Consider the following 22482-nt stretch of genomic DNA (forward strand, 5'->3'; position numbering starts at 1 on the left):
ACATTTGTCTGAAAACTACGCATATTTATCAAGGGTTCTATTTTTTGGATGGACGCTTGGAGCAATTTTCTTGCTCTCCACCATCACCTTTCTTATATTTTTAAAAGTAAGGGAAAAAAGTTTTCTTTATTATTCTTTATATGCGATATTCCTAAATATCTATATAGCCTTTCAGGCTATGACTTTGATCCACGAGTCTCGTATAATTTATGGCGTACCACTCACCTCGCTTATCAATTGGCCGGTACAATTTGTTTATTACTTACTATATACGCAGTTTATTAGAACATTTTTTAATTTCAAAAAACATAACCCAAAACTGGATAAATTAATAGTACAATTTATCTGGGGAATGGGTATAATTTGTTTAGGATTTACACTACTTAATTTTTTTGTGTTGCATACCCCTACCAGGAGTATCTCATACAATTTTGAGAAATTTATACTCTTTTTCTATATCCCCTTTTTTGTACCTTTTGCAGCATATGTATTATATAAAATACTCAAATCCAACGATCCGGCTAAGCATTTTATAATTATCGGATCAACTGTATATGTTCTATCCGCTTTAACATCCATGTATTTTTCGGTTACTAAAAAAATAGATTTCCCACTGATATTTTTTATGATTGGAGTTCTTATAGAGTTTATATTTTTTGCAGTGGGTTTAGGAATCAAAGTATACCTGATATTTGAGCAAAGAAATGAGTATCAGGAAAAGCTCATTGATCAATTAGAAACCAATAAAAAATTGGTGGAATACAACAATCAAATCCTAACAGATCGCATCGAAAATTTCACTAAAAAGGAAATCGAACTAGAGTTTAAAAATAGCATAAACAAACTAAAATCCAAGGTATTTCGAAGCCAGGTAAATTCGCACTTTATTTTTAACATTCTAAACTCGATAAAAGCGAGTATCATTAGCAATAATAAAGAAAAGTCAATAGATCATCTTAATAAATTTTCTAAGTTAATACGAAATATTCTAAACCATTCATTAGAAGAATATGTATCGCTGGAAAAAGAAATAGAAATTACAAAATTGTACGTTCTCCTGGAGAACCTTAGGTTCGAAAATCAAATTCATTTTACTTTAAAAATTGACCCTAATATTACTTCAACAAGCAGTATCAAAATTCCTCCTTTTATACTCCAACCTTTTGTAGAAAATTCAATTTGGCATGGATTAGCAAATAAAAAAGGGAAAAAGTCAATCAAAATTAACATTAGTCAGTATCAGAAAAAACTCAAGATAACCATTCAGGATAATGGAATAGGAATGTTAAAGGCTCTGGAAATCCAAAAGAAGAAAAGCATCACTCATAAATCTTTAGGAATAGATATTACCAAAGAGCGTTTGATTCTTTTTGCTCAAGACAGTATTCAGGATTATAATTTAGTTTTTGAGAACCTGGGCACCGAAAATAATTCGAAGGGAACAAAGGTCTTGATCGAAATACCTCTTAAGAATACAATAGTGGTTTCATAATTATGACCTACGCTAGTTTCTTAGCCATAGCTTTTCTGAATTCGTACAATATTAAAAATAAAGAGCACCAAAGAGGACTCATATTGGTTTTTAATCCTTTTCCTTTAGAAAATCGTATGATTTGTCTGGCATAAAAACCACCTTCTGCAGCATCTTCAAACTGTTTTAATCCAGTGCGGAGCACCAAGTTTTTAAGATGTGATAATTCTCCATTGAGGAACTTAGATATATCTTCTCTATTGGTAATAAACGGACGTGCCATACCAATCAAATCAACTTCTCCATTTGCTAATACCTCATTACAAAAATCATAGGATCTAAAACCACCGGTAATCATTAGAGGCAGCTTACTAACGGCTCTTATTTTTTTAGCAAAATCGATAAAATAGGCTTCTCTCTGCTTAGTACTTTCTTTAAGTTCAGAATCTTCTTCATTCAGTATGAAGAAAGCAAGTTTTTCATACGTTCCTCCTGATATTTCGAGCAGATCAATCTTTTCCTGATCTAACATTTTTACTACTTCCAGTGATTCTTCTTCGGTAAATCCTCCTCTTTGAAAATCCGCAGAATTTAACTTAACAGATATCGGAAAATCAGTTCCAACAACTTTTCTAACCTCTCTAATGATGGTAAGTAATAAACGGCTTCGGTTTTCAATACTTCCACCCCAACGATCAGGTCTCACATTGGTATTGGGTGATAAAAACTGGCTTAGTAGATATCCATGAGCAGAATGAATCTGAACTCCCGTAAAACCAGCTTCTTTAGCCAGTTTAGCGGCCTTCACAAACCGTTGTATTACATCTAGAATATCTTCTTCTGTCATTGCTCTAGGCTTACCAAAAAGTCCCAGCTTTTTCAGTTGTACTTCAGAAGGTGCTAAAGGTTTATTAGTCCCAAATCTATTGGTTTGTCTTCCGGAATGAGAAATCTGAACCCATATATGATTACCTTGTTTTTTACCTGCTTTTGCCCAGGATTTTAATTTTGATAACATCTTTTCATCATCAAAACAAACATTTCCCGCAGATTCAAGATGTTTTCGATCGATCACTACATTGCCTGTGATCAATAATCCAGCACCTGTTTCTGACCAATCTTTATACAATTGTTCGTGTCCTTTGGTAGGCTCAAATCTATTATTGCTAATGCGCTCTGTCATAGCAGATTTCACCAACCTGTTATTCAATTTAGCTCCACAAGGAAGTGTTAAAGTTGTACTAATCATATAAAAATAGTTCGATTGCAATATTACGCAATCCAATCGTAATCTACAATATTATAAAGGTAAGTAGTCTAACAACCGACAAAACTCTATTTAGCTGTATTTTAAAATTTTATGTAAGGATAAAAGTCATATACAGACAAAGGTTTAAGTTTTCTGATGATAGCTTAGATTTTTAATTATCTCAGCAATTTTTTGAAAAGAATTAAACCAATATATTAATCATAACTTACTAAAATTTTAAAAATGAATGCCCTAAAAACAACAGTATTAGCCCTATTCATGTCCAATTTTTTCCAGATGAACGCACAAAACCATATTGATCATATGGTATGGGATCAAATACTATTAATCAATGTTTCTGATGATGGAAAAGTTAATTACCCTGGTTTTATAAGAGATAAGTATTTATTTGATAAGTATTTCAAATCTCTAGCAGATAATTATCCAAAAGAAGAGTCAAGCAAGGAAGAAAAACTTGCTTATTGGGTAAACCTGTACAATGCAATTGCTATGAAAATGATTATTGACAATTATCCTATAAAATCCATCAATGATCTGGAAAACCCATGGAAACAAAAGCAGATAACTGTTAACGGAATAAAATACAGTCTTGATGATATAGAACATACCATTCTAAGGAAAATGGGGGAACCCAGAATTCATTTTTTACTTAATTGCGCTACAAAATCTTCTCCTAAACTATGGAACAGAGCATATACTGCCAGAAATATTATGACGGCATTAGAAGATAAATCACATCAATTCATAAATAATCCTGCGAAAAATGTAATCACGGATGAAAAAGTGAATGTATCAATGGTGTTTCAATGGTATAAGGATGATTTTAATAATGGCGATATCGTATCGTTTATTAATCAATACTCTACTACAAAAATTGATAAAATAATGGATCAAGAATATATGGAGTATGATTGGAGTTTAAATGAGCGGCGATAAAACCTTTTATATTTCAGTTGTAAGTTCTGGCATATACTTTGGACTAACACCAAGTATTTAACGAATATTAATTAAAGATTTCGTTATTTAGAAACATAAAAAAGTAAGCATAAGTTGAACTCACTTCAGTTTTATATAAAAAACATTTGAAGATTTTTTTAAAAGACAAGAAAATGAACACCCCAAAAATAATTGTATTTATAATAATCGTATTTATCTCTTTTCAGGCTAAAGCACAACAAAACCTTGATCATGCTATTTGGGATCAAATTTTGTTAATTAATGTTTCCGAGGATGGTAAAGTAGACTACAAAGGGTTTATGAGAGATAGTGCTCAACTATACGAATATTTCGCATACCTCTCTAACAATCCGCCTTCAAAGGACTGGAGCAAGGAAGAAACATTAGCGTATTGGATAAATGCATACAATGCGTATACGATAAAGTTAATCATAGATAATTATCCTTTAAAAAGTATCAAAGAAATCAAAGATCCTTGGGATAGACAGTTTTTTAAAATCAATGGTGTTTTGCATAGTTTAAACGAACTAGAACACAAAATTCTGAGAAAATTAGGTGACCCCAGAATTCATTTTGCAATTAACTGCGCTTCATTTTCTTGTCCAATTGTATGGAATAGAGCTTTTACAGCTTCAAATGTAGATACTGCACTAGAAACTCTCACTAGAAATTTTATAAATGATCCTAAAAGAAATACGATTACTGAAGAAGTAGTTGAAGTGTCTAAAATCTTCAGTTGGTTTAAAAAAGATTTCAAGGTAGATGGAGAAGATGCGAAGGCTTTTATTAATAGGTATTCTGAAATTAAGATTGATAAACAGAAAAAGAAAGGGTACAAAAAATACGATTGGAGTTTAAATGAGTAATTTTATATCCGCATAATACCCAAACTTTTGAAAATATCGATAATCATCCCTATTCTTAATGAAGCAGCTACAATTTGTAAGCTGCTTTCCCATTTGATACAAGCCAAAAATACAGAAGATACCATCAAAGAAATTATTGTTGTTGATGGAGGGAGTGTGGATGAATCTAAAAAAACAGTTCAAAATTTTTCGAATACACAAAGGACTCCTATTAAAATAGTTTCTTCAGAAAAAGGACGTGCCAAGCAAATGAATGCCGGAGCTGCAGAAGCATCGGGAGATATACTTTATTTTTTACACGCAGATTCATTTCCTCCTAAAGGATATGATATTGATATTATAAAAGAAGTGCATAAGGGAAATGAAGCCGGATGTTTCCGGATGAAATTTGACTCTAATCATTGGTGGCTTCGTTTTCTGGGCTGGTTAACACAGTTCGAAAGTAAACGCTGCCGTGGTGGAGATCAAAGCCAGTTTATCACTGCTTCATTATTCAAAGAAATAAATGGTTATGACGAGGCTTATGTAGTATACGAAGACAATGATCTGGTTGATCGACTTTTTGCCATAAACAAATTTGTTATCATCCCTAAATATGTTGTTACCTCTGCCAGGCGCTATAGAGAAGTTGGAGTTTGGAGACTACAATACCACTTTTTGAACATACATATGAGAAGATGGCTCGGTGCTTCATCAGAAGATTTGTATCGATATTATAAAGAAAAAGTTGTTTCTTAAATCTTCTTCTATATCTTTAATGCAGTGAAAACGTTAGAGATACTTTTGATCATATTATTATGTATTGGTGCCATACAAGGAATCATTTTCGGTATCATTTTATGGCAAAAACAAGGATTGCATTACATTGCTAATCGATTTCTAGCTACCATTCTATTTTTCTTCTCTTATCGCCTTATTGTAGAAACCTTAAACATTTTTGGGCTGGGACGATACGATTTCTGGTATCATATTCTATTAGAATATAATTGGATCTACGGAACACTTATCTACTTTTTTGTAAAAAGTTATGTCAATCCAAAATTCAGGTTAGTCCAAAAAGATTGGATCCATTTCTTACCTGTATTTATAGAATTTGCGTGGAGCTTTTTTATAAAAGCACAAAATTTTTATTGGGATGGTACTCGCGAGAGTCTCTCCTGGTTAGGATATTGGGGATATGTAGTATGGATGCATTACCCTACAATGTTTATCGTTTCCGGAGCATTAATTGTTTTTTATAGTATCAAAGCTGAAAAAATACTTAGCAATACTATTCAGGTAGAAGGATTTAAGATTATTAAAGAAAAACTCGACTGGATTAAAAGAGTCGTTTTAGTGATGAAAATATTCTCTATCATATATGTACTTGGAATATTAATCGACTTTTTCTTCTTCAATTTCGCAAGTAATTTTTTCTATGGTCACCCTGTATTTATAGGAATGGCAATTATTACCTATTGGTTAGGTCTAGAAGGTTTTGCTAGAAGAAAAGAAAGTGCATTCAAACAAATTGCTGCCATCTCTGATAAAGAGAAAGAGCAATTGCAAAATATTAGTAAAACTTTAGAAATTAAAATGAAGGAAGAACAGCTCTTCAAAAACCCAGAGCTTACACTAGCTTCTCTGTCAAAACAACTTTCTGTAAAACCCTATTTGGTTACTAAATGCCTAAACACAATCTATCAGAAAAAGTTTACTGATTATATAAACGAACTTCGTTTTGAAGAAGTAAAAAAGTTGCTTAGTAATCCCAAAAATGATAATCTTACCCTTCTCGCATTAGCATATGATGCAGGTTTTAATTCTAAAGCCTCCTTTAATAGAGCTGTCAAGAAAATTACCGGAAATCCCCCAAGCGCTCTAAAATCAGGACAATAGAGGTTTCAATTAAAAAATTGCACCATTTATTTCTCTAAAAATCCGTCTCATTTAGCAAATTGAAACGATTCTTTTATGCATTTGACTAATATTTGTCTCAAATAAATTCTAAAATCAGAAAAAATGAAACATCTCACGATCTTAAAAAAAGTAAGTCTACTTATTCTTTTCATTACTTCTTTCTCAAGCTTTTCTCAAGAAAATAATAAAGATCTACAATTACTGGTTGGCGAATGGCAATTAGATATGAGTCCGCAAGATAAGACAGATAACAATTTTGCTATGATGCGCATAGATAAAATAGATGCTAATTCAGTACACGGAACATTTTATCGAGAAGGGGTTGAAATAAAAAATGGAAAAGTTAATACACAACTAGGTCTTATCTATGTTGCGCTTATCTCTGGTGACAATAGTGGAAGTTATAACACCAGCTTTTACTACAAAAACGGAAAACTATATGGTTCCACTCACGCTGTTGACAGAGGGTTTTTAGCAGTTTGGATCGCTGAAAAAATAAAATAATAAGAATATGAGAACAGCAATTATACTATTAATAGCATTCACCTTAAACTCATTAACTGCACAAATAAAATATGGAACTCCTGTTAACCATCAAATACCAGAGAAACTAAAAAGCTTACGCAAAGCAATTGAAGTAAACAACTTCCCTAAAACCATTGATCCTATTAAGATTGATGAGCGATATTACTGGAAACACAACACCGCAATCCTGTGTAAAGAAAGTGAGATCAAAATTATTGAGTATGGAGCTTATCTTTTTTATAATAATACCTGGAACCTTAGGAAATCATATCCATTAAAAGAATTAAACAAAAACTTCGGGACTAAAAAAGAAGTTATGAAACAGTCTGAACCCTATACCTGGTCACAAAATTGGCGTACAGACAGTTCACTTTACGGAGGATGGGCTATGTGGTACTTTATTGGTATTACAAAAGATGGAGAAAAAGTATGCGGATATGAAAAAATCGATACCACAGATAACCTTTTAAATTAAAAAATATTCAAAATGAAAATAATACAGCTAATCATTCTCACTCTTTCCCTTATACTTGGAGTGCAAGAAATCCATAGTCAGAATTATATATTAAATACTAAAAAATCAACGATGTTCTGGACAGGAAAAGCGGCTTTTAACTCTTACTCCTTAAAAGGAACTATAGCTCCTAAAAAAGGGACTCTTTCTATAAACGATACTGCAATTTCAGATTTAAACATTATCATTAATATGAAAAGCATTGATCATGAAAACAACGATCTTAAAAGTCATTTAAAAAATGAAGATTTTTTTGAAGTGAAAACATACCCAGAAGCTACTTTTTCCATTAATAACGAAACACTTGTTAAAAACAGTACAACAATTTTAATCGGAAAACTAACTATCAAAGGAAAAACAAATACAGAGAATATTCCAGTAAAAATAGAACAAATCAAATCTGGTATAGTGCTTAAATTCAAACATGCTATTGATAGAACAAAATATGGTATTAACCATAACTCACCTAGTATTTTTAAACGTATGAAAGAAAATGCAATTGCAGATGAGTTTATACTAGAAGGCACTTTAGTGTTTGTTCCATAACATCTTTTGACCGAAAATCGCTACTTTTAATAAATTCTGGTATTTATTATGGTATATTCTATTGATATTTGTTTGTTATGAAAGTAGTTCCTCAAGCATTTTACCGGCATCCTCGAATAGAAAAAGTATTAGTAGATGGTCTTTCTTGTGTAATTCTAAAAAGTGTACAACAAGCAGATTTGCAGAATCAGCGCTACTTGGCTTCGCATGCGCTAACCTTAGTTTTAAAAGGTGCTTTGCAAGTTGAAACGACAGAAGGTGATTTGAACATTGTTAATAAAAATCAAATCATTCTTTTACCAAGAGGGTTGTATATGATATCAGACATCATTCCAAAAGATGAATCTTTTGAAGCTATCGTCTTCTTCTTTGATGAAGAAATTACAAATGAATTTTTGCGCAATTTTGAAACCTATAACCCTGAGAATATTGTAGAAAATTTGATTTTAGAGTATGATCAGAATTTACGATTATTTACAGATACGCTGATTACTCTTTATAAAGGTAAAAACCAACATCAATTTACCAGGCCTAAACTATTAGAATTATTACATCTTATAAGTATTTCGAAACAAGGCGATGCGTTTGTTTCGAAACTTTTTCAACTGAAAAAAAGGGCTAAAAAGAACATCAAAACTTTTATGTCTGAATACTTTGATAAACCTTTGGATATAGAAGACTATGCGTATCTCACAGGAAGAAGTATCTCAACATTTCGAAGAGATTTTAAATCTAAGTTTGGGATTTCTCCAAAAAAATGGTTAATCGAAAGACGCATGGAAAAAGCTGCTCTTTTACTAAAAGACTCCAATGATTCTGTAACAACTATTGCTCTGCAAACAGGCTACGAAAACATCTCACATTTTATCAAGGTGTTTCAGAAAAAATTCAACATTTCTCCAAAACAATTTCAGATTAAGTATCGAAAAGATATCTTAATTTAAACTTTTGACCGAAAAACACAATTTTTGGTTTTTCCGAAAACTTATCCTCTTCACTTTCAATGACATTTGTTTCAGAAATAAAAACAGATACGAATGAAAAAAATCGGATTTATCGGGCTCGGTATTATGGGTAGCAGAATGGCTGCTAATCTTCAAAATGTTGGCTATCCTCTGGTAATTTATAACCGAACTAAAGAAAAAGCAACTAACTTAATAAGTAATGGAGCACAATGGGCTGATTCACCTAAAGAAGTAGTCCAAAATGTTGACATTTTAGTTACTATGCTCTCCACTCCCAAAATAGTAAAAGAAGTCGCTACAGGAAATCAGGGATTTCTTTCTCTTTTAAAAGATAATAGTCTTTGGATTAATTGTAGTACCGTTAATCCATCTTTTGCCAGAGAAATGGATAACCGGGCAAAACAACTGGGTATTCGATATTTGGATGCTCCCGTTGCCGGAACCAAAGCTCCTGCAGAGAATGGAGAATTATTATTTCTAGTGGGAGGTGATCAATCTTCGATAAATGAAGCTGCACCATTGTTTAATGTAATGGGTAAAAAAACATTACACTTAGGAAAAGTTGGTGCTGGATCCTCTATAAAAATGTTAATTAATCAACTATTAGGGCAATCTATGGTAGCTTTTGCAGAGGCAATGGTTATGGGTGAAGCAATGGGATTAGAAAAAGACACCTTATTCAATGTTCTACTCAACACTCCTGTGGTGGCTCCTGTAATGTCTGTTATTCGCTCAAAGCTTGAAAATTCTGATTATGAAGCTAATTTCCCATTAAAATGGATACAAAAAGATCTTCATTTATCAAGTATTTCTGCTTATGAAAATGGTGTTGCAACTCCAAATCTGAATACTACCAAAGAAATTTTTGCACAAGCAAAACAACAAGGGTATGGAGATCTAGATTTTACCTCAGTTTATGAATTTTTAAACCTTAAAAAATAGAATACATGAAATTACTTAGAATAGATGCTAGTTCCAGAAATGAGAATTCTGATAGCAGAAAAATAGCAGATCAATTTCAACAACAATGGCAAAAAACGAATTTAGAAAGTTCTGTTATTACAAGAGATATTATTAATAATCCAATAGCCCATATCCAACAAAAAACAATTGAAGGATTTTACACGCCGAAAGAAGAATTGAACGAGGAATTAAACCTAGCTATTCAATTATCTGATGAACTTATTTCAGAATTAAAAGCAACAGATATACTTCTAATAAGCACTCCTATGTACAACTTTAGTATTCCTTCTGCTTTAAAAGCATGGATTGATCATATCGTTAGAATTAACAGCACATTTGGAGTAAATGAACAAGGCGAATTTTATGGAATGGTACAAAATGTAAAAGCTTATATCATAACTTCAGCAGGAGCTGTATATTCATCTCCGGAAATGAAAGCTTTAGATTATCTTCAGCCTTATTTACAAACTGTTTTAGGACTTATTGGAATAACAGATATTACCTTCTTGCCAATAGAAGGAACAACTATGAATGAAGAAGTTTTTGAGAGCACTAAACTAGCCGCTTCTGAAATCATAAATAAATTATAAAAAGCAACAAATTCCCCGTTTTAGCGTTACTAAAATTTATAGACACAAACCTCAAGTGTCTCTAAATGTTTGAGGAAATATCATTCTTAAAACCTTAATTATGTTAAAAAACATTTTAAATTTAAAAGACGCTCAAACGCTTAGCAAAGAAGAACAACGATCTGTAAACGGTGGTAATCTTGGAGTTTGTCCGAATCCTGTTAACGCTCAGAAATGCTTGAATTGTGGAGGCTACCCTTTATCAAATGGATGTTGCTTAGGAACAAGAGAAACGCATATGTGTATTTCAGGTATATTTGAATAATAGCAATGAACAATAATTGGGATTCATGAAAAGAATGAATCCCAATTGCTCTAGAAATATTGCCCGATTCCAAACACAAAACCATTTGTTGCGTCATCCGTAATTCCATAACCATAATCTATTCTGAAAATGGCGTTAAAAATACGTTTGTGCATAAATCGTAGTCCAACACCAGGATATATTCTAAAATTCTGTGAGTCTCCAAAATCACCAAAATCACCTCCAGGATTTCGCCAACTACCACCATCCACAAAAACATTGCTTTGTAAAACAAACCAATCTTTATCGTATATGGTATGTCTGTATTCTGTATTCAATACAATTACTCCGGTTCCTCTATCTATTGTATTGCCTACACCTCTAATATTTAGATTATTATCAACTGCAAAGGGTGCAAAAGGTGAATCATCATTAGTTGCTAACCCGAGACGTAATCGTGATGCCCAATTGCCTTTTTTTCCTATTCTGTGGTAATACAAAAAATCATTCCAACCGATTAAAAAGTCGGGTAACACATTTTCTGTACTAATTACATATTGAAAATTAGCTATACTCCTAAATCCTGATACATATTGAAAGTCATAGTCGAGATCATTATATTCATAAATCAATTTGTATAATAATTTATTCACATCAAAATCCAAAGGAACATCAGGACCTGTAGCTCCATTTTTATAACTATAATCTTCATTAAAATAGTTTACTCCTAGCTCCACTCGATTCTGAAAATTAAACTGGTATAATCCCAGTAATTCATAGGATGTGTTGTTATATCTATAATCGGCTGTGCCTGTATCCAAAAATACCGGTTCCTGCGTGGTAAGGTTCTGATAGTTAAATGCCAACCCTATTTTACTACTAAATAAAAAAGGAGCTCGTAAGTTAACCCCAAAAGAACTGTATATATCATCCTGATAAAAACCGCCAAACGTAATATTTTGTCCAAAAAGGTTAAACTCGTACACACCTATTCTAAAAGCAAACTCATCATCATTCGTTGTATATACATTAGCACTGGGAATAATCGTAAAATTTTCCTCTATCGTATAAAAAACATTATACTCCCCTTCGTTTTGAGCTTTGAAAACCTGGTAATAGGCGTGAGCGACGGATGGCAACCTTTTAATTCTTTTGATATCTTCTTCTAAAGCAATTGAGTCCAGAGTAGCTCCTGCTTTTACTTTTGCTATTTTTTTTATAAAAGATGCTTTGGTTTTTTTGTTTCCCTGTACCTTAAGGTCAACCACCTTCAATTCTTGTGCAACACTCGTAACGGATATGAACAAAAGACAATACAGGCAAAAATAAAATCCAATTGTGCTAGTTTTCATCGTCTTTATATAGTGATTGTATTAATTTTTCTGAGGGCTTATTTTGAATTGTAAATCTATTATTTTCTTCTCCACCGACTTTATCGTGATTGTGGTACCATTTCCAAAGAAATCCGCCTGCAAACCAAGGTTCATCCCAAAATTCTTGATACAAAGCCGTCAATGCATTAGTCTGAGCTTTCAAATCTACATTACCATTTATTCTGTTCGAATCCCAAGGTTCTTTTCCGGTATAATGAACACTTCTATATCCGTATTCTGTAAACAGAATAGGTTTGCCGATAATTCTTTGTAATGCTACTATTTTGGTTTTATGTATTTGCCAACCTTCTCTCAGCTCCTCTAAAGTGGGTGTTTTACTATCAGAAACCGGAAAATAAGCATCAATACCTATATAATCCAGTTGATCCCAAAAAGGAGCTTTACCAAACTGATCCCAGTTCTCTGCATATGTCAACTTTCCTTTATATACTGATCTTATTTTTTTTATCAACCTGCTCCAGTAGTCGGATCTTTTTTGTACAAAAGTGTGCAATTCAGTTCCAATACATAAAATAGGAACCTTCATTTCTTGAGCTAATTGGGCATACAACAGTATAAAATCTTCATATGACTTCTCGAAAGTTTGCCAGTTTTGTTCAGAATCCATATTAATATTACCGGTAAACTCTCCTCTCCAAACCCATATTTGGGGTTTCATCATTACCTTAATTCCTTTCTGATTAAGTAACTCAATCGTGCGTTTGGCTCCATCTGCTCGTTCTCCCCACCATTGTCTTTCTATGTTGAAAACAACAGATGGTTCTTTTAGATTCTTTACAAAACCAAAGGGCATTACAGCTGCCCAATTTGCATTGACCTTAACTACTGGATCTATATGGGTTTCATTAATTTCTTTTGGAGAGCCTACAAAACTAACTCCGTTTATTTTAGGTTGCTGTCCAGAACAACTGGTACAAATCAAGCAAATTAGCAGTACAAAAAATCGTTTCATATATACTTTTTACACTGCTGAAAATACGATATTATATTAAAAAACAGCTCTTAATCCAATGTTAAAAGTCTCTCCTAAACCCGTTCTATTACCTCTTACAAAATTAGTATATAAGGCTTCAATGTTAAGTTCTTTTGTTAATTGATACTTGGCTCCACCGCCTAGTGCTGTAAAGTTTTGATCAAAATCATTTCCGAGATCTATTAATTCAGAATGTTGCGCCAATGCCAATACTGTAAACTTAGAGCTCGGAAAATAACTAAAAAATACACCGGGAGTTAAGCGCAAACTATTATTGGCAAAACTATCTTCTTCTTTTCCGAAATTCAACTCAGAATTGATCTCTCCAAAAATCTGAAATTTGTTTCCTGGAAACGTATAGTCATAAAAGAATCTATTTTGCCAAATAAATCCATTTTGATCTAAAAACACACCATCTTCAGTTTCATTATCTACTAATGGAATAAAAAACGAACTCTGGATCGAGAAGTTGGTTACATTTTTAAGAGGTACAAACTTTACTGAAGGCGCTATAGAGGTAAATCCGGATCTTGCAGTCCCTCGCTCTCCATCAAACTGGAAAACATCTAAAGCTTTTCTTCCTCCAACAGCGTTAGATCTAAATTCTAAAATTGCTCCAATATTCCATCTTTTGTTATTACCGATCCCTGTATAGGCTTCCAAAGTAGATGTAAAAAAAGTATTTCTAGGAATATCACGTTTTTCTCCTCCAAGACCAAAAAGATCTTCGGTTTCTGTGTATAAATTATTAAACCATTTGATATCAAATTGACCTTTACCGATCAATTTTGAAGGAGTTAATGTTTGTATAACAGATCCTTGATCCTCATCATCTTGAGCGAATGCAAAAGAGATCGTTAATAAAAGGCAAAATGAGGTTATGAGGTTTTTAGTAGATTTCATGATTTTAATAGATTTAATTTTTATGAGCGTGTTCACTCTTTATATAATTGTGTTTTTATTGAATTATGTTTAAGCTCCAGTTATATGGGTAATAAGATACTTTGGCTCCTGTAGGAATTTTTTCTTTTCTATATTGGTTTACATAATCTATTTCTGAACCATTTTGTGTGAAATCTCCTTTGTACCATTCAAAAATTTGGGAAAGTTGTACTTTTTTTCCTTTCACTTTAATAAAGTTAGGATTGTTTAATGCGATAGTCGTTTGACGCTTCAATTGTTTCTCAAGAGTATTGGGTTTATATGCCTCCGGTATTATTGGAGGGCATCCTAATCCCGCACACACCAAAGCAAAATGAAAACGGGCTTCTGTTGGGAAATTTTTACGTAATATTTTATTTTCCAGATCATTCAGTGTTGTAGTTTTTCCGCCTAAAGTATATTTCGTTTTATCAAAGAAACCCTTTATATCTAATGGTGACTTTGTTGGATAATTATCTACGATTCCTTTAATAACAGCCAGGTTATAAGCATTGATATAGAATGCCTGAAAAGTTTTTGGATTGCTTTTAGAAACATTGATGCCAGAAGCTATATCCAATAATTCATTTAATGCAGTAGCTTCATTTTTTATTGCTTTATAATCTACTCTTCCGTTAGTCACGTGTTTTTTGAAAAAGGCATCGGACTTAGCAAAAAAATCATCAGTATCTTGAGAAAAACTAATAGCTCCTATTAAAAAAACTAGTGTAAATATTATATTTTTCATGAGGTATTTTTTTTAAAAACTTCATTGACTGAAGTTGTGTGAATATGAGTTAAAGTGGTTAAAGTTTAGCTTGCTAACTCGCATTAAGTCGAAGGGCATATCGGCTACTTACAAATTAAATTTAATTTCTTTATGGATATCCTTATCCGCTTTAGGGGCATTAAACACGTGCAAAAATCTTGTTAAACCTTACAGAATTACCGATTTTTAGATTCATTCTAAATTACTAACTCTCCTTAAGTTCTTATATTTATAAACGACTTACAAACGGAAGCTTCACTATTGAAACTAAAAATCGAATTCAACTAACACACAACTTATGGAACACATTGTAATTATCGGCAACGGAATTTCTGGTGTCACTGCTGCAAGGCATATCCGGAAAATGTCAGATAAAAGAATCACCATTGTATCTGCTGAAACGGATTATTTCTTTTCCCGTACAGCACTAATGTATGTCTACATGGGTCATATGAAATTTGAACATACACAGCCTTATGAAAATTGGTTTTGGGAAAAAAATCGAATAGAATTAAAAAGTGGGTATGTATCAAAAGTAGACCATGCAAAAAGCCAATTGATATTTGAAAGTGGAGAAAATCTGCCTTATGACAAACTTATCATAGCTGTAGGTTCCAAACCAAATAAATTTGGATGGCCCGGTCAGGACCTGGATGGAGTGATGGGTATGTATCATAAACAAGACCTGGAAAACCTTGAAAAATATGCTCCTAACAAAAAAGTCTGTAAAAGAGCCGTGATTGTTGGTGGAGGTCTGATAGGTATTGAATTAGCCGAAATGTTACGCTCGCGAGATATCCCTGTTACTTTTTTGGTGCGAGAAGGTAGTTTCTGGAACGGTGTTCTGCCTGCTGGTGAAAGTGGAATGATCAACAGACACATTAAAAATCATCATATTGATCTTCGTTTAAGCACAAATCTTAAAGAAATAATTGCTGACGATAATGGAAAAGTAAAATCTGTTGTAATCGAAGAAACTGGAGAAATCATAGACTGTGACGTAGTTGGACTTACTGCAGGTGTATCACCAAATGTAGATTTCTTAAAGGATTCCGGAATCGAATTAGGAAGAGGCGTAAAAGTAAATCGTTTTCTAGAAACAAGTATCCCTAATGTTTATGCTATAGGTGACTGTGCAGAACAACACGAATCTATTGGTAGCAGAAGACCTATTGAAGCGGTATGGTATACAGGAAGAATGATGGGTGAAACGGTTGCGCAAACTATCTGCGGAAACAAAATTGAATACAAACCCGGACATTGGTTTAATAGTGCCAAGTTTCTGGATATCGAATATCAAACCTATGGTTGGGTATTTGGGAAACCCAAAGAATACGAACAACAATTTCATTGGATACACCAAGATGATACTAAATGTATTACTGTTTCATACCATAAAGAATCCAGAGAATTTCTTGGTTTAAATACCTTCGGAATAAGAATGCGTCATGAAACATTTGACCAATGGCTAACGGAAAAAAGAGATGTAGACTATGTTATGGAACATCTGGCAGAAGCCAATTTCGATCCTGAGTTTTTTAGACATTTCGAAAAAGATATTTTAAATACTTTTCAAAAGCAACAACTTATAAACGCATAAAAAATGGCAATAGAAAGAAATATGGCTTTAACAGGGCAACCTCCTAAAAGTCTTAATACAAAACAAAAAATTGGTGTTCTTATCGGAATGGCTGGTTTATTAGTATTATCACTAGCTACATTTAATATTAACTTACCTAATAAAGCAGCCTGGCTCACTATCTCATTAGCGGCATTGACAATTGGAATTATAGTATTCTCAAAAGGAGCCTATGATAAAAAGCTAGAAGGAATTAAAAATGATGGAGTATGGTTCAAATCTTTATCTTCCAGAGGAGTACTTGCCTGGATAGCAGGAATAGCACTCACAGGCTTTTATATTGTTTTATACTTCTTTGCAGAACTTTTAGGGCTTGGACAAGGAGTAGACGGAGCGAATACAGGATTAGTAGGATTATTTGATCCATTAAGTCGTTTACTTAGCGGTAATCCTGCAAGCCAATGGTTTGTGTACGGAACATTGTATACCATCGCAATTGTTGCTTTTGGAATTAAGTTCTTAATGAAATATAAACACAATCGTTATGAACAATTACGAACCATTAGTGTTATGTTTTTTCAAACCGCTTTTGCCTTTGTAATACCGGAACTAATGGCTCGTTTAAACTCAGATACATTTTCATTACCTTATAATGACTTAAAAAACATGTGGCCTCTCAACTACTATGCATTTGAACAATGGCGAGTAGATCAATTTATCAATGCACAAACTATAGGATTGTTCTTTTTAATCCTTGCTGTATTGATGGTTTTTGTTATTTCTCCTTTTCTTACTTATAAATATGGAAAAAGATGGTATTGTTCCTGGGTATGTGGTTGTGGAGGATTAGCCGAGACGGCAGGCGATTCTTTCCGTCAGTTATCCGACAAAAGTATGAACGCATGGAAATTAGAAAGATGGATGATTCATACTGTTTTAGTGTTTTCTGTAATTATGACTGTAGCCACAGTCTCGACGTACTTGGGATATGATCCTACTAAGTATTGGTTTACAAAGAATGTTTTTTTAATAAGTGTTGGAGTATTTTTAACCTTACTATTTGTAGGTATCCTTTATTACAAGAGAAATCAACTTAATAAAAGTGCTGTCAAAGGAGCCACAGGTTTTTTTATTCTTACCATTGCTTTCCTTGTTTTAATAGCTTTTGTAGATTTAAGTCAAATACAGATTCAAGCAAAATATTTTTCCTTCGGTCTAAACGATAAAAGTTACGCTGCCGACGCTGCACTAAGAACGTTTTATGGTTTTGGTATTGGCTCTATTTTCTCTGGAGTAATCGGAACCGGGTTTTACCCAATTCTTGGAAATCGTGTTTGGTGTCGTATGGGATGTCCTATGGCGGGAATACTTGGAATCCAGCAGCGATTATTCTCTAAATTCAGAATCACTACCAATGGAGGTCAATGTATTTCTTGTGGTAATTGTTCTACCTATTGCGAAATGGGAATCGATGTAAGATCCTATGCACAAAAAGGCGAAAACATTGTTCGATCCAGCTGTGTGGGTTGTGGAATTTGTTCAGCAGTATGCCCTAGAGGTGTATTAAAGTTAGAAAACGATAGTTTAGATGGGAGAATTAATTCTAATGAGATTTTATTAGGAAATGACGTTGATCTAATGGATTATGTGAATAATAAATAAGCATAAAAATATCAGTATATAAAAAACAGCCTTTAGATTAGGCTGTTTTTTATATTTAAAAGTTAGGTTGTTATTATCACGCACTCATAGTATGAGGAAAATACAAGTTAATTGTAGTTCCTTTATTGTACTCACTTTCTATTTCTAAAATACCGTTTTGTTTTTCTACTAGTTTCTTAGCGATACTTAATCCGAATCCAGTACCTCTTTCATTTTCAGTTCCGTTGGTAGAATTATTCTTTTCTTTTGTAAATAGATTGTAAAGGCTATTATCACACATCCCTATTCCTTTATCCTCTATAGCTATTCTTATGTGACTCCCCATTTTTTCTGATTTCACAATAATATCAGAACCTCGATGCGAAAATTTTATGGCGTTTGCGATTAGGTTTCGCATTACAGTTTCCATCATAGCAGGATTAATAGTCACTTTAAGATCCCTTGGTAATTTATTTATCAGGCTAATTTCCTTCTTTTTTGTTTTTAAGTCTGAAAATGCAAAAACTTTGTCTACAATCACCGATATTTCTTTTGTTTCAAGTAATACTTGTGATTGCTTTTTATAAATATTGCCCCATTCTAATAAGTCCTCCAATAAATTATTCCCCTTATCAGCAGCCTCTTTTATCATACTCCTAATATGTTCTCGCTCTTTTTCATTATCAACCTCATCCACCATATCAATTAAAGACCTAAGCTGATAAAACGGTGTCCTCAAATCATGTCCGATAATTCTAAATAAATCATCTTTAGATTGATTCATCTCCTTTAGTTCCTCATTTTTGATACTAATCAATCTATTGGCTTCTTTTACTTTTCTGGATAATTGCACAAGTAATCTCTGACAGAAATATGCCATTAATCCACCACCACTAACAATCACAAAATAAAATGCTAATTTCTCTAATGGGAAATTAGGGTAATAAAACATAGACAGTGTTATGAAAAGAAAATTTATGGTCAATAAAATAATAATATGTCTAAAATGAACCAACATTCCTACTGCAAAAAATAGTAGAGAAACGATTACCTCAACTTTTAGAAAAAATGATTCAAATCTGAAATTCGGATCCTGTACTCCAAAAAAAATGGAAGACATCATCCCTAAAACAATTGCATATACAGAAAGGGTAAGTAGTCTTGACTTTCTTATAAGACCTACTTTCTGCAATAGCAAGCCCATAGTAACTATTGTAAAAGTAATTACCGCTCTATAAAAATAGGCACTAAAACCTCCTTCATTATACTCTACAATACCGTCTAGTATAATTCCAGGAAGCGCTATAAACATTACTGTAAATAACACCTTATCAAATCGAAATAATCGGGGAAACTTTGGGGATGTAATAGTAATATTCATATAAATATCTATTTAATTAGCCCCGTTAAACTTTGAAAAGAACAACAATTTATTGTTGTTAGTTATCGTTAAAAATAACAAAAAATCCGACAAAACGCAATTTTTGTTTGTTTTTTATTCAAAAGTAAGAACACCAATACATCTACTTGCGCTTAAACAAGGAGTAAAATCATCTTTTTTTATCCCTTCTTGTTGGTATTATAAAAGGTTTTCGTCTAAATGTTTATAGATACATATTATGACACATAAGCTTTTTATATTCGCGGTGATATATTCTTTTTTTAACAACCAAATAACAGTTAGCAAAGAATATCATAAAGAGTATTATAATGATGGCTCGATCAAAGCTGAAGGCTGGATTATAGAGAATCAAAAAATAGATTATTGGTATGCATACCATCCTAACGGAAATATTTCGGAGCAAGGACATTTCAGAAATAATAAGAAGGATGGGTATTGGTATTTTTACTCCTCAGAAAATAAACTTATTAAAGAAGGACATTTTACAAACGATAAAGCAGAAAAATGGTGGATTATTTACGATATTGCCGCTGGTAATCAGAAAGATCAAATTACCAGAAAGTATCAATATCAAAATAACAAAAAAAACGGGTACTGTCTATTATATAAAAATGACAAACTTTTTAAAGCTGAAAAATACGTTGATGATCAAAAAACCGGAGAATGGACTGATGTTTTTAGCTTTAAAAAAGATAATCCCAATGCTTCTCTATAAATGAATCCCATAATCAAAGTTGTCATACCTGCCTTTAATGAAGAAGGGTCTATTGGTCGCGTAATTACTGAAATTCCTGATATAGTTTCGGAGATCATTGTAGTAAGTAATAACTCTACTGACAATACAGAAACTGTGGCAAAGCGGGCTGGAGCTACGGTGTTAACAGAGGAAAGAATGGGGTATGGATATGCTTGTTTAAAAGGGTTACATTATTTAGGCTCACAACAACCTATCCCAGAAATTGTTGTGTTCCTAGATGGTGATTATAGCGACTATCCAGAAGAATTGACGAAAATTGTTGCTCCGATAATTAATCAAAACATCGATATGGTCATTGGGGCAAGAGATAAAAAACTAAGAGAACAAGGATCTATGACGGTTCCTCAGATTTTTGGAAATTGGCTTGCCACTAGTTTAATGAGATTGTTTTTTGGTGCTAAATTTACGGATCTCGGGCCTTTTAGAGCTATCAAATACGATAAGCTTCTAACACTAAACATGCAAGATAAAACCTATGGATGGACTGTAGAGATGCAACTAAAAGCCATAAAAAAACGTTTTTCGTATGTAGAGGTCCCTGTTAGATATAAAAAGAGAATAGGTGTGTCAAAAGTTTCAGGAACCATAAAAGGTGCTATCTTTGCAGGCGTTAAGATTTTAAGTTGGATTTTTAAATATAGCTTTCAGTAATGGATATTGCTATCATTGTTATTTATACATTAGCCTTATTAATAATTTTCTTGTACAGTTTAGCACAGTTGAATTTACTTTTCAACTATCTTAAATCTCGCAAACTGGCTGATAATTCTCCTACTTTTGACCTTTCCAAAGAAGAAGAAACTCCATACGTCACTGTTCAATTGCCGGTTTATAATGAACTCTACGTAATGGAACGCTTACTGGATAATATTGCCTTATTAGAATATCCCAAAGATAAATTAGAAATACAGGTATTAGATGACTCTACAGACGAATCTGTGGATACTACCGCTGCTCATATTGAGAAATTACAAAAAACAGGGTTAGATATTCAACATATTCGTCGTGAAGATAGAACAGGGTTTAAAGCAGGAGCCTTAAAAGAAGGGTTGAAAATTGCAAAAGGTGAATTTATAGCCATTTTTGATGCTGATTTTCTTCCAGGTAAAAAATGGCTATTACAGACCATTCCTTATTTCAAAACCGAAAATATTGGAGTCGTACAAACTCGCTGGGGACATATCAATAGAGATTATTCTATGCTGACTAAAATTCAGGCGTTTGCATTGGATTTCCACTTTACCATGGAACAAGTAGGCCGTAATTATAAAGATCACTTTATAAATTTTAATGGAACAGCCGGTGTCTGGAGAAAGAAATGTATCGAAGATGCAGGAAACTGGCAAGGTGATACATTAACAGAAGATTTAGACCTAAGCTATAGAGCACAACTTAAAAAATGGAAATTTAAATATCTTGAGGAAGTAGAAACTCCAGCAGAACTACCTGTTGTTATTAGCGCTGCTCGTTCTCAACAGTTTAGATGGAACAAAGGTGCCGCAGAAAATTTCCAAAAGTTATATTGGAAACTACTTAAGGATAAAACAGTTCCCTTCAAAACTAAATTCCATAGTTTCTTTCACTTACTGAATAGTAGTATGTTTTTATTAGTATTACTAGTCGCTGTGTTAAGTGTACCTGTCATGTATATTAAAAACAGCAACCCCATGTTTAGCTGGTATTTTAATGTGATTGCCTTTTTTGCATTAAGCACAGTCATATTTTTCTTTTGTTACTGGCATACTTTTAAGAAAATACATAGTGGCGGATTTTGGAATTTTATAGAATACATAAAAATGTTTTTCACTTTCTTTTCGATTGCCATGGGATTCTCTGTCCATAACTCTATGGCAGTTTTAGAAGGTCATTTCGGAAAGAAAAGCGAGTTTGTAAGAACTCCAAAATTTAATATCAATACGCTTAAGGATTCCTGGAAAGGAAATAAATATGTCAACAAAAACATCTCCGGAAACACAATAATAGAAGCATTGTTAATGTGTTATTTCGCATTTGCATTGTATAGCGCTTTTAAGCTTCAGGATTTTGGGTTGTTTTTATTTCACATCATGCTATTCCTTGGATTTGGATTCGTATTCTTCAAATCTATTACCTCTAAGTTATAATGATTAGGTTATGGAAATACAATAAGTTTTCCATTATCTTCACTCTCATTTGTGGCTTATTTTATTGCAGTTTT

At 32.9% G+C, this 22482-nt stretch carries 23 protein-coding genes; 17 read left to right on the forward strand and 6 right to left on the reverse strand.

Translation table 11 applies throughout. The annotated features are described in order from the left end of the window. Positions 1-4: 4 nt before the first annotated feature. Positions 5-1492, forward strand: coding sequence for a histidine kinase (locus ACFSR1_RS10360; protein WP_378292182.1), 1488 nt, complete (start codon positions 5-7; stop codon positions 1490-1492). Between the two features lie 7 nt (positions 1493-1499). Here ACFSR1_RS10360 and ACFSR1_RS10365 read toward each other — a convergent pair whose 3' ends face one another. Next, positions 1500-2720 carry an NADH:flavin oxidoreductase/NADH oxidase family protein gene (locus tag ACFSR1_RS10365; RefSeq protein WP_378292184.1) on the reverse strand — a complete coding sequence of 407 codons (1221 nt, stop codon included), beginning with the start codon at positions 2718-2720 and terminating at the stop codon, positions 1500-1502. 243 nt (positions 2721-2963) lie between these two features. Here ACFSR1_RS10365 and ACFSR1_RS10370 point away from each other — a divergent pair, with 243 nt between their 5' ends. The 11 genes from ACFSR1_RS10370 to ACFSR1_RS10420 all read left to right on the forward strand — a co-directional run bounded on the left by ACFSR1_RS10370 (position 2964) and on the right by ACFSR1_RS10420 (position 10870). Further along, a complete protein-coding gene (locus tag ACFSR1_RS10370; protein WP_378292186.1) occupies positions 2964-3677 on the forward strand; it encodes a DUF547 domain-containing protein in 714 nt (237 codons plus the stop codon). A 173-nt stretch (positions 3678-3850) separates the two neighbouring features. Beyond that, the gene (locus ACFSR1_RS10375; RefSeq protein ID WP_378292187.1) at positions 3851-4564 is read left to right on the forward strand and encodes a DUF547 domain-containing protein; all 714 of its coding nucleotides are present in this window, start codon (positions 3851-3853) and stop codon (positions 4562-4564) included. A gap of 27 nt (positions 4565-4591) precedes the next feature. Next, on the forward strand, positions 4592-5302 hold the full coding sequence (locus tag ACFSR1_RS10380) for a TIGR04283 family arsenosugar biosynthesis glycosyltransferase (RefSeq protein WP_378292189.1): 711 nt from the start codon (positions 4592-4594) through the stop codon (positions 5300-5302). Positions 5303-5326: 24 nt separating this feature from the next. Beyond that, complete coding sequence (locus ACFSR1_RS10385) at positions 5327-6442, forward strand: helix-turn-helix domain-containing protein (RefSeq protein WP_378292191.1); 1116 nt, start codon at positions 5327-5329, stop codon at positions 6440-6442. A gap of 123 nt (positions 6443-6565) precedes the next feature. After that, positions 6566-6967 carry a hypothetical protein gene (locus tag ACFSR1_RS10390; RefSeq protein ID WP_378292193.1) on the forward strand — a complete coding sequence of 134 codons (402 nt, stop codon included), beginning with the start codon at positions 6566-6568 and terminating at the stop codon, positions 6965-6967. Between the two features lie 7 nt (positions 6968-6974). After that, positions 6975-7463, forward strand: coding sequence for a hypothetical protein (locus ACFSR1_RS10395; RefSeq protein ID WP_378292194.1), 489 nt, complete (start codon positions 6975-6977; stop codon positions 7461-7463). Positions 7464-7475: 12 nt separating this feature from the next. After that, entirely contained in the window at positions 7476-8048 is a 573-nt protein-coding gene (locus ACFSR1_RS10400; RefSeq protein ID WP_378292196.1) for a YceI family protein, read from the forward strand. Positions 8049-8125: 77 nt separating this feature from the next. Next, positions 8126-8992: a helix-turn-helix transcriptional regulator gene (locus ACFSR1_RS10405; protein WP_378292198.1), complete on the forward strand. Its 867-nt coding sequence runs from the start codon at positions 8126-8128 to the stop codon at positions 8990-8992. Positions 8993-9085: 93 nt separating this feature from the next. Further along, positions 9086-9955: an NAD(P)-dependent oxidoreductase gene (locus tag ACFSR1_RS10410; RefSeq protein ID WP_378292200.1), complete on the forward strand. Its 870-nt coding sequence runs from the start codon at positions 9086-9088 to the stop codon at positions 9953-9955. A gap of 5 nt (positions 9956-9960) precedes the next feature. Further along, positions 9961-10566 (forward strand): FMN-dependent NADH-azoreductase, encoded by a 606-nt coding sequence (locus ACFSR1_RS10415; protein WP_378292202.1) that lies wholly within the window; start codon positions 9961-9963, stop codon positions 10564-10566. Between the two features lie 100 nt (positions 10567-10666). Then, positions 10667-10870: a hypothetical protein gene (locus tag ACFSR1_RS10420; protein ID WP_378292203.1), complete on the forward strand. Its 204-nt coding sequence runs from the start codon at positions 10667-10669 to the stop codon at positions 10868-10870. A 50-nt stretch (positions 10871-10920) separates the two neighbouring features. Here ACFSR1_RS10420 and ACFSR1_RS10425 read toward each other — a convergent pair whose 3' ends face one another. The 4 genes from ACFSR1_RS10425 to ACFSR1_RS10440 are packed head-to-tail and all read right to left on the reverse strand — an operon-like array spanning position 10921 to position 14885. Then, positions 10921-12201, reverse strand: coding sequence for a POTRA domain-containing protein (locus ACFSR1_RS10425; RefSeq protein ID WP_378292205.1), 1281 nt, complete (start codon positions 12199-12201; stop codon positions 10921-10923). Then, positions 12191-13195 carry a glycoside hydrolase family 113 gene (locus ACFSR1_RS10430; protein WP_378292207.1) on the reverse strand — a complete coding sequence of 335 codons (1005 nt, stop codon included), beginning with the start codon at positions 13193-13195 and terminating at the stop codon, positions 12191-12193. The genes ACFSR1_RS10425 and ACFSR1_RS10430 overlap by 11 nt, the downstream gene beginning before the upstream one ends. 36 nt (positions 13196-13231) lie before the next feature. Further along, positions 13232-14119 carry a hypothetical protein gene (locus ACFSR1_RS10435; RefSeq protein ID WP_378292209.1) on the reverse strand — a complete coding sequence of 296 codons (888 nt, stop codon included), beginning with the start codon at positions 14117-14119 and terminating at the stop codon, positions 13232-13234. 55 nt (positions 14120-14174) lie between these two features. After that, entirely contained in the window at positions 14175-14885 is a 711-nt protein-coding gene (locus ACFSR1_RS10440) for a DUF547 domain-containing protein (protein ID WP_378292211.1), read from the reverse strand. 319 nt (positions 14886-15204) lie between these two features. Here ACFSR1_RS10440 and ACFSR1_RS10445 point away from each other — a divergent pair, with 319 nt between their 5' ends. Together ACFSR1_RS10445 and ACFSR1_RS10450 are read left to right on the forward strand one after the other, a co-directional pair. After that, entirely contained in the window at positions 15205-16506 is a 1302-nt protein-coding gene (locus ACFSR1_RS10445) for an NAD(P)/FAD-dependent oxidoreductase (RefSeq protein ID WP_378292213.1), read from the forward strand. 3 nt (positions 16507-16509) lie between these two features. Further along, positions 16510-18147, forward strand: a complete 1638-nt coding sequence (locus tag ACFSR1_RS10450) for a 4Fe-4S binding protein (RefSeq protein ID WP_378292215.1) — start codon at positions 16510-16512, stop codon at positions 18145-18147. Positions 18148-18223: 76 nt separating this feature from the next. On the opposite strand, the gene ACFSR1_RS10455 is transcribed toward ACFSR1_RS10450, so the two are convergent. After that, on the reverse strand, positions 18224-19507 hold the full coding sequence (locus ACFSR1_RS10455) for a sensor histidine kinase (protein WP_378292217.1): 1284 nt from the start codon (positions 19505-19507) through the stop codon (positions 18224-18226). Between the two features lie 238 nt (positions 19508-19745). Between ACFSR1_RS10455 and ACFSR1_RS10460 the strand changes: the two genes are divergently transcribed. The 3 genes from ACFSR1_RS10460 to ACFSR1_RS10470 are packed head-to-tail and all read left to right on the forward strand — an operon-like array spanning position 19746 to position 22408. Beyond that, a complete protein-coding gene (locus ACFSR1_RS10460) occupies positions 19746-20243 on the forward strand; it encodes a toxin-antitoxin system YwqK family antitoxin (protein WP_378292219.1) in 498 nt (165 codons plus the stop codon). Next, positions 20244-20936, forward strand: coding sequence for a glycosyltransferase family 2 protein (locus ACFSR1_RS10465; RefSeq protein WP_378292221.1), 693 nt, complete (start codon positions 20244-20246; stop codon positions 20934-20936). Then, entirely contained in the window at positions 20936-22408 is a 1473-nt protein-coding gene (locus ACFSR1_RS10470; protein ID WP_378292223.1) for a cellulose synthase family protein, read from the forward strand. Before ACFSR1_RS10465 ends, ACFSR1_RS10470 begins: the two co-directional genes overlap by 1 nt. Positions 22409-22482: the final 74 nt, after the last annotated feature.

The organism is Aquimarina rubra (assembly GCF_042684305.1).
In the GTDB taxonomy this organism is placed as follows: domain Bacteria; phylum Bacteroidota; class Bacteroidia; order Flavobacteriales; family Flavobacteriaceae; genus Aquimarina; species Aquimarina rubra.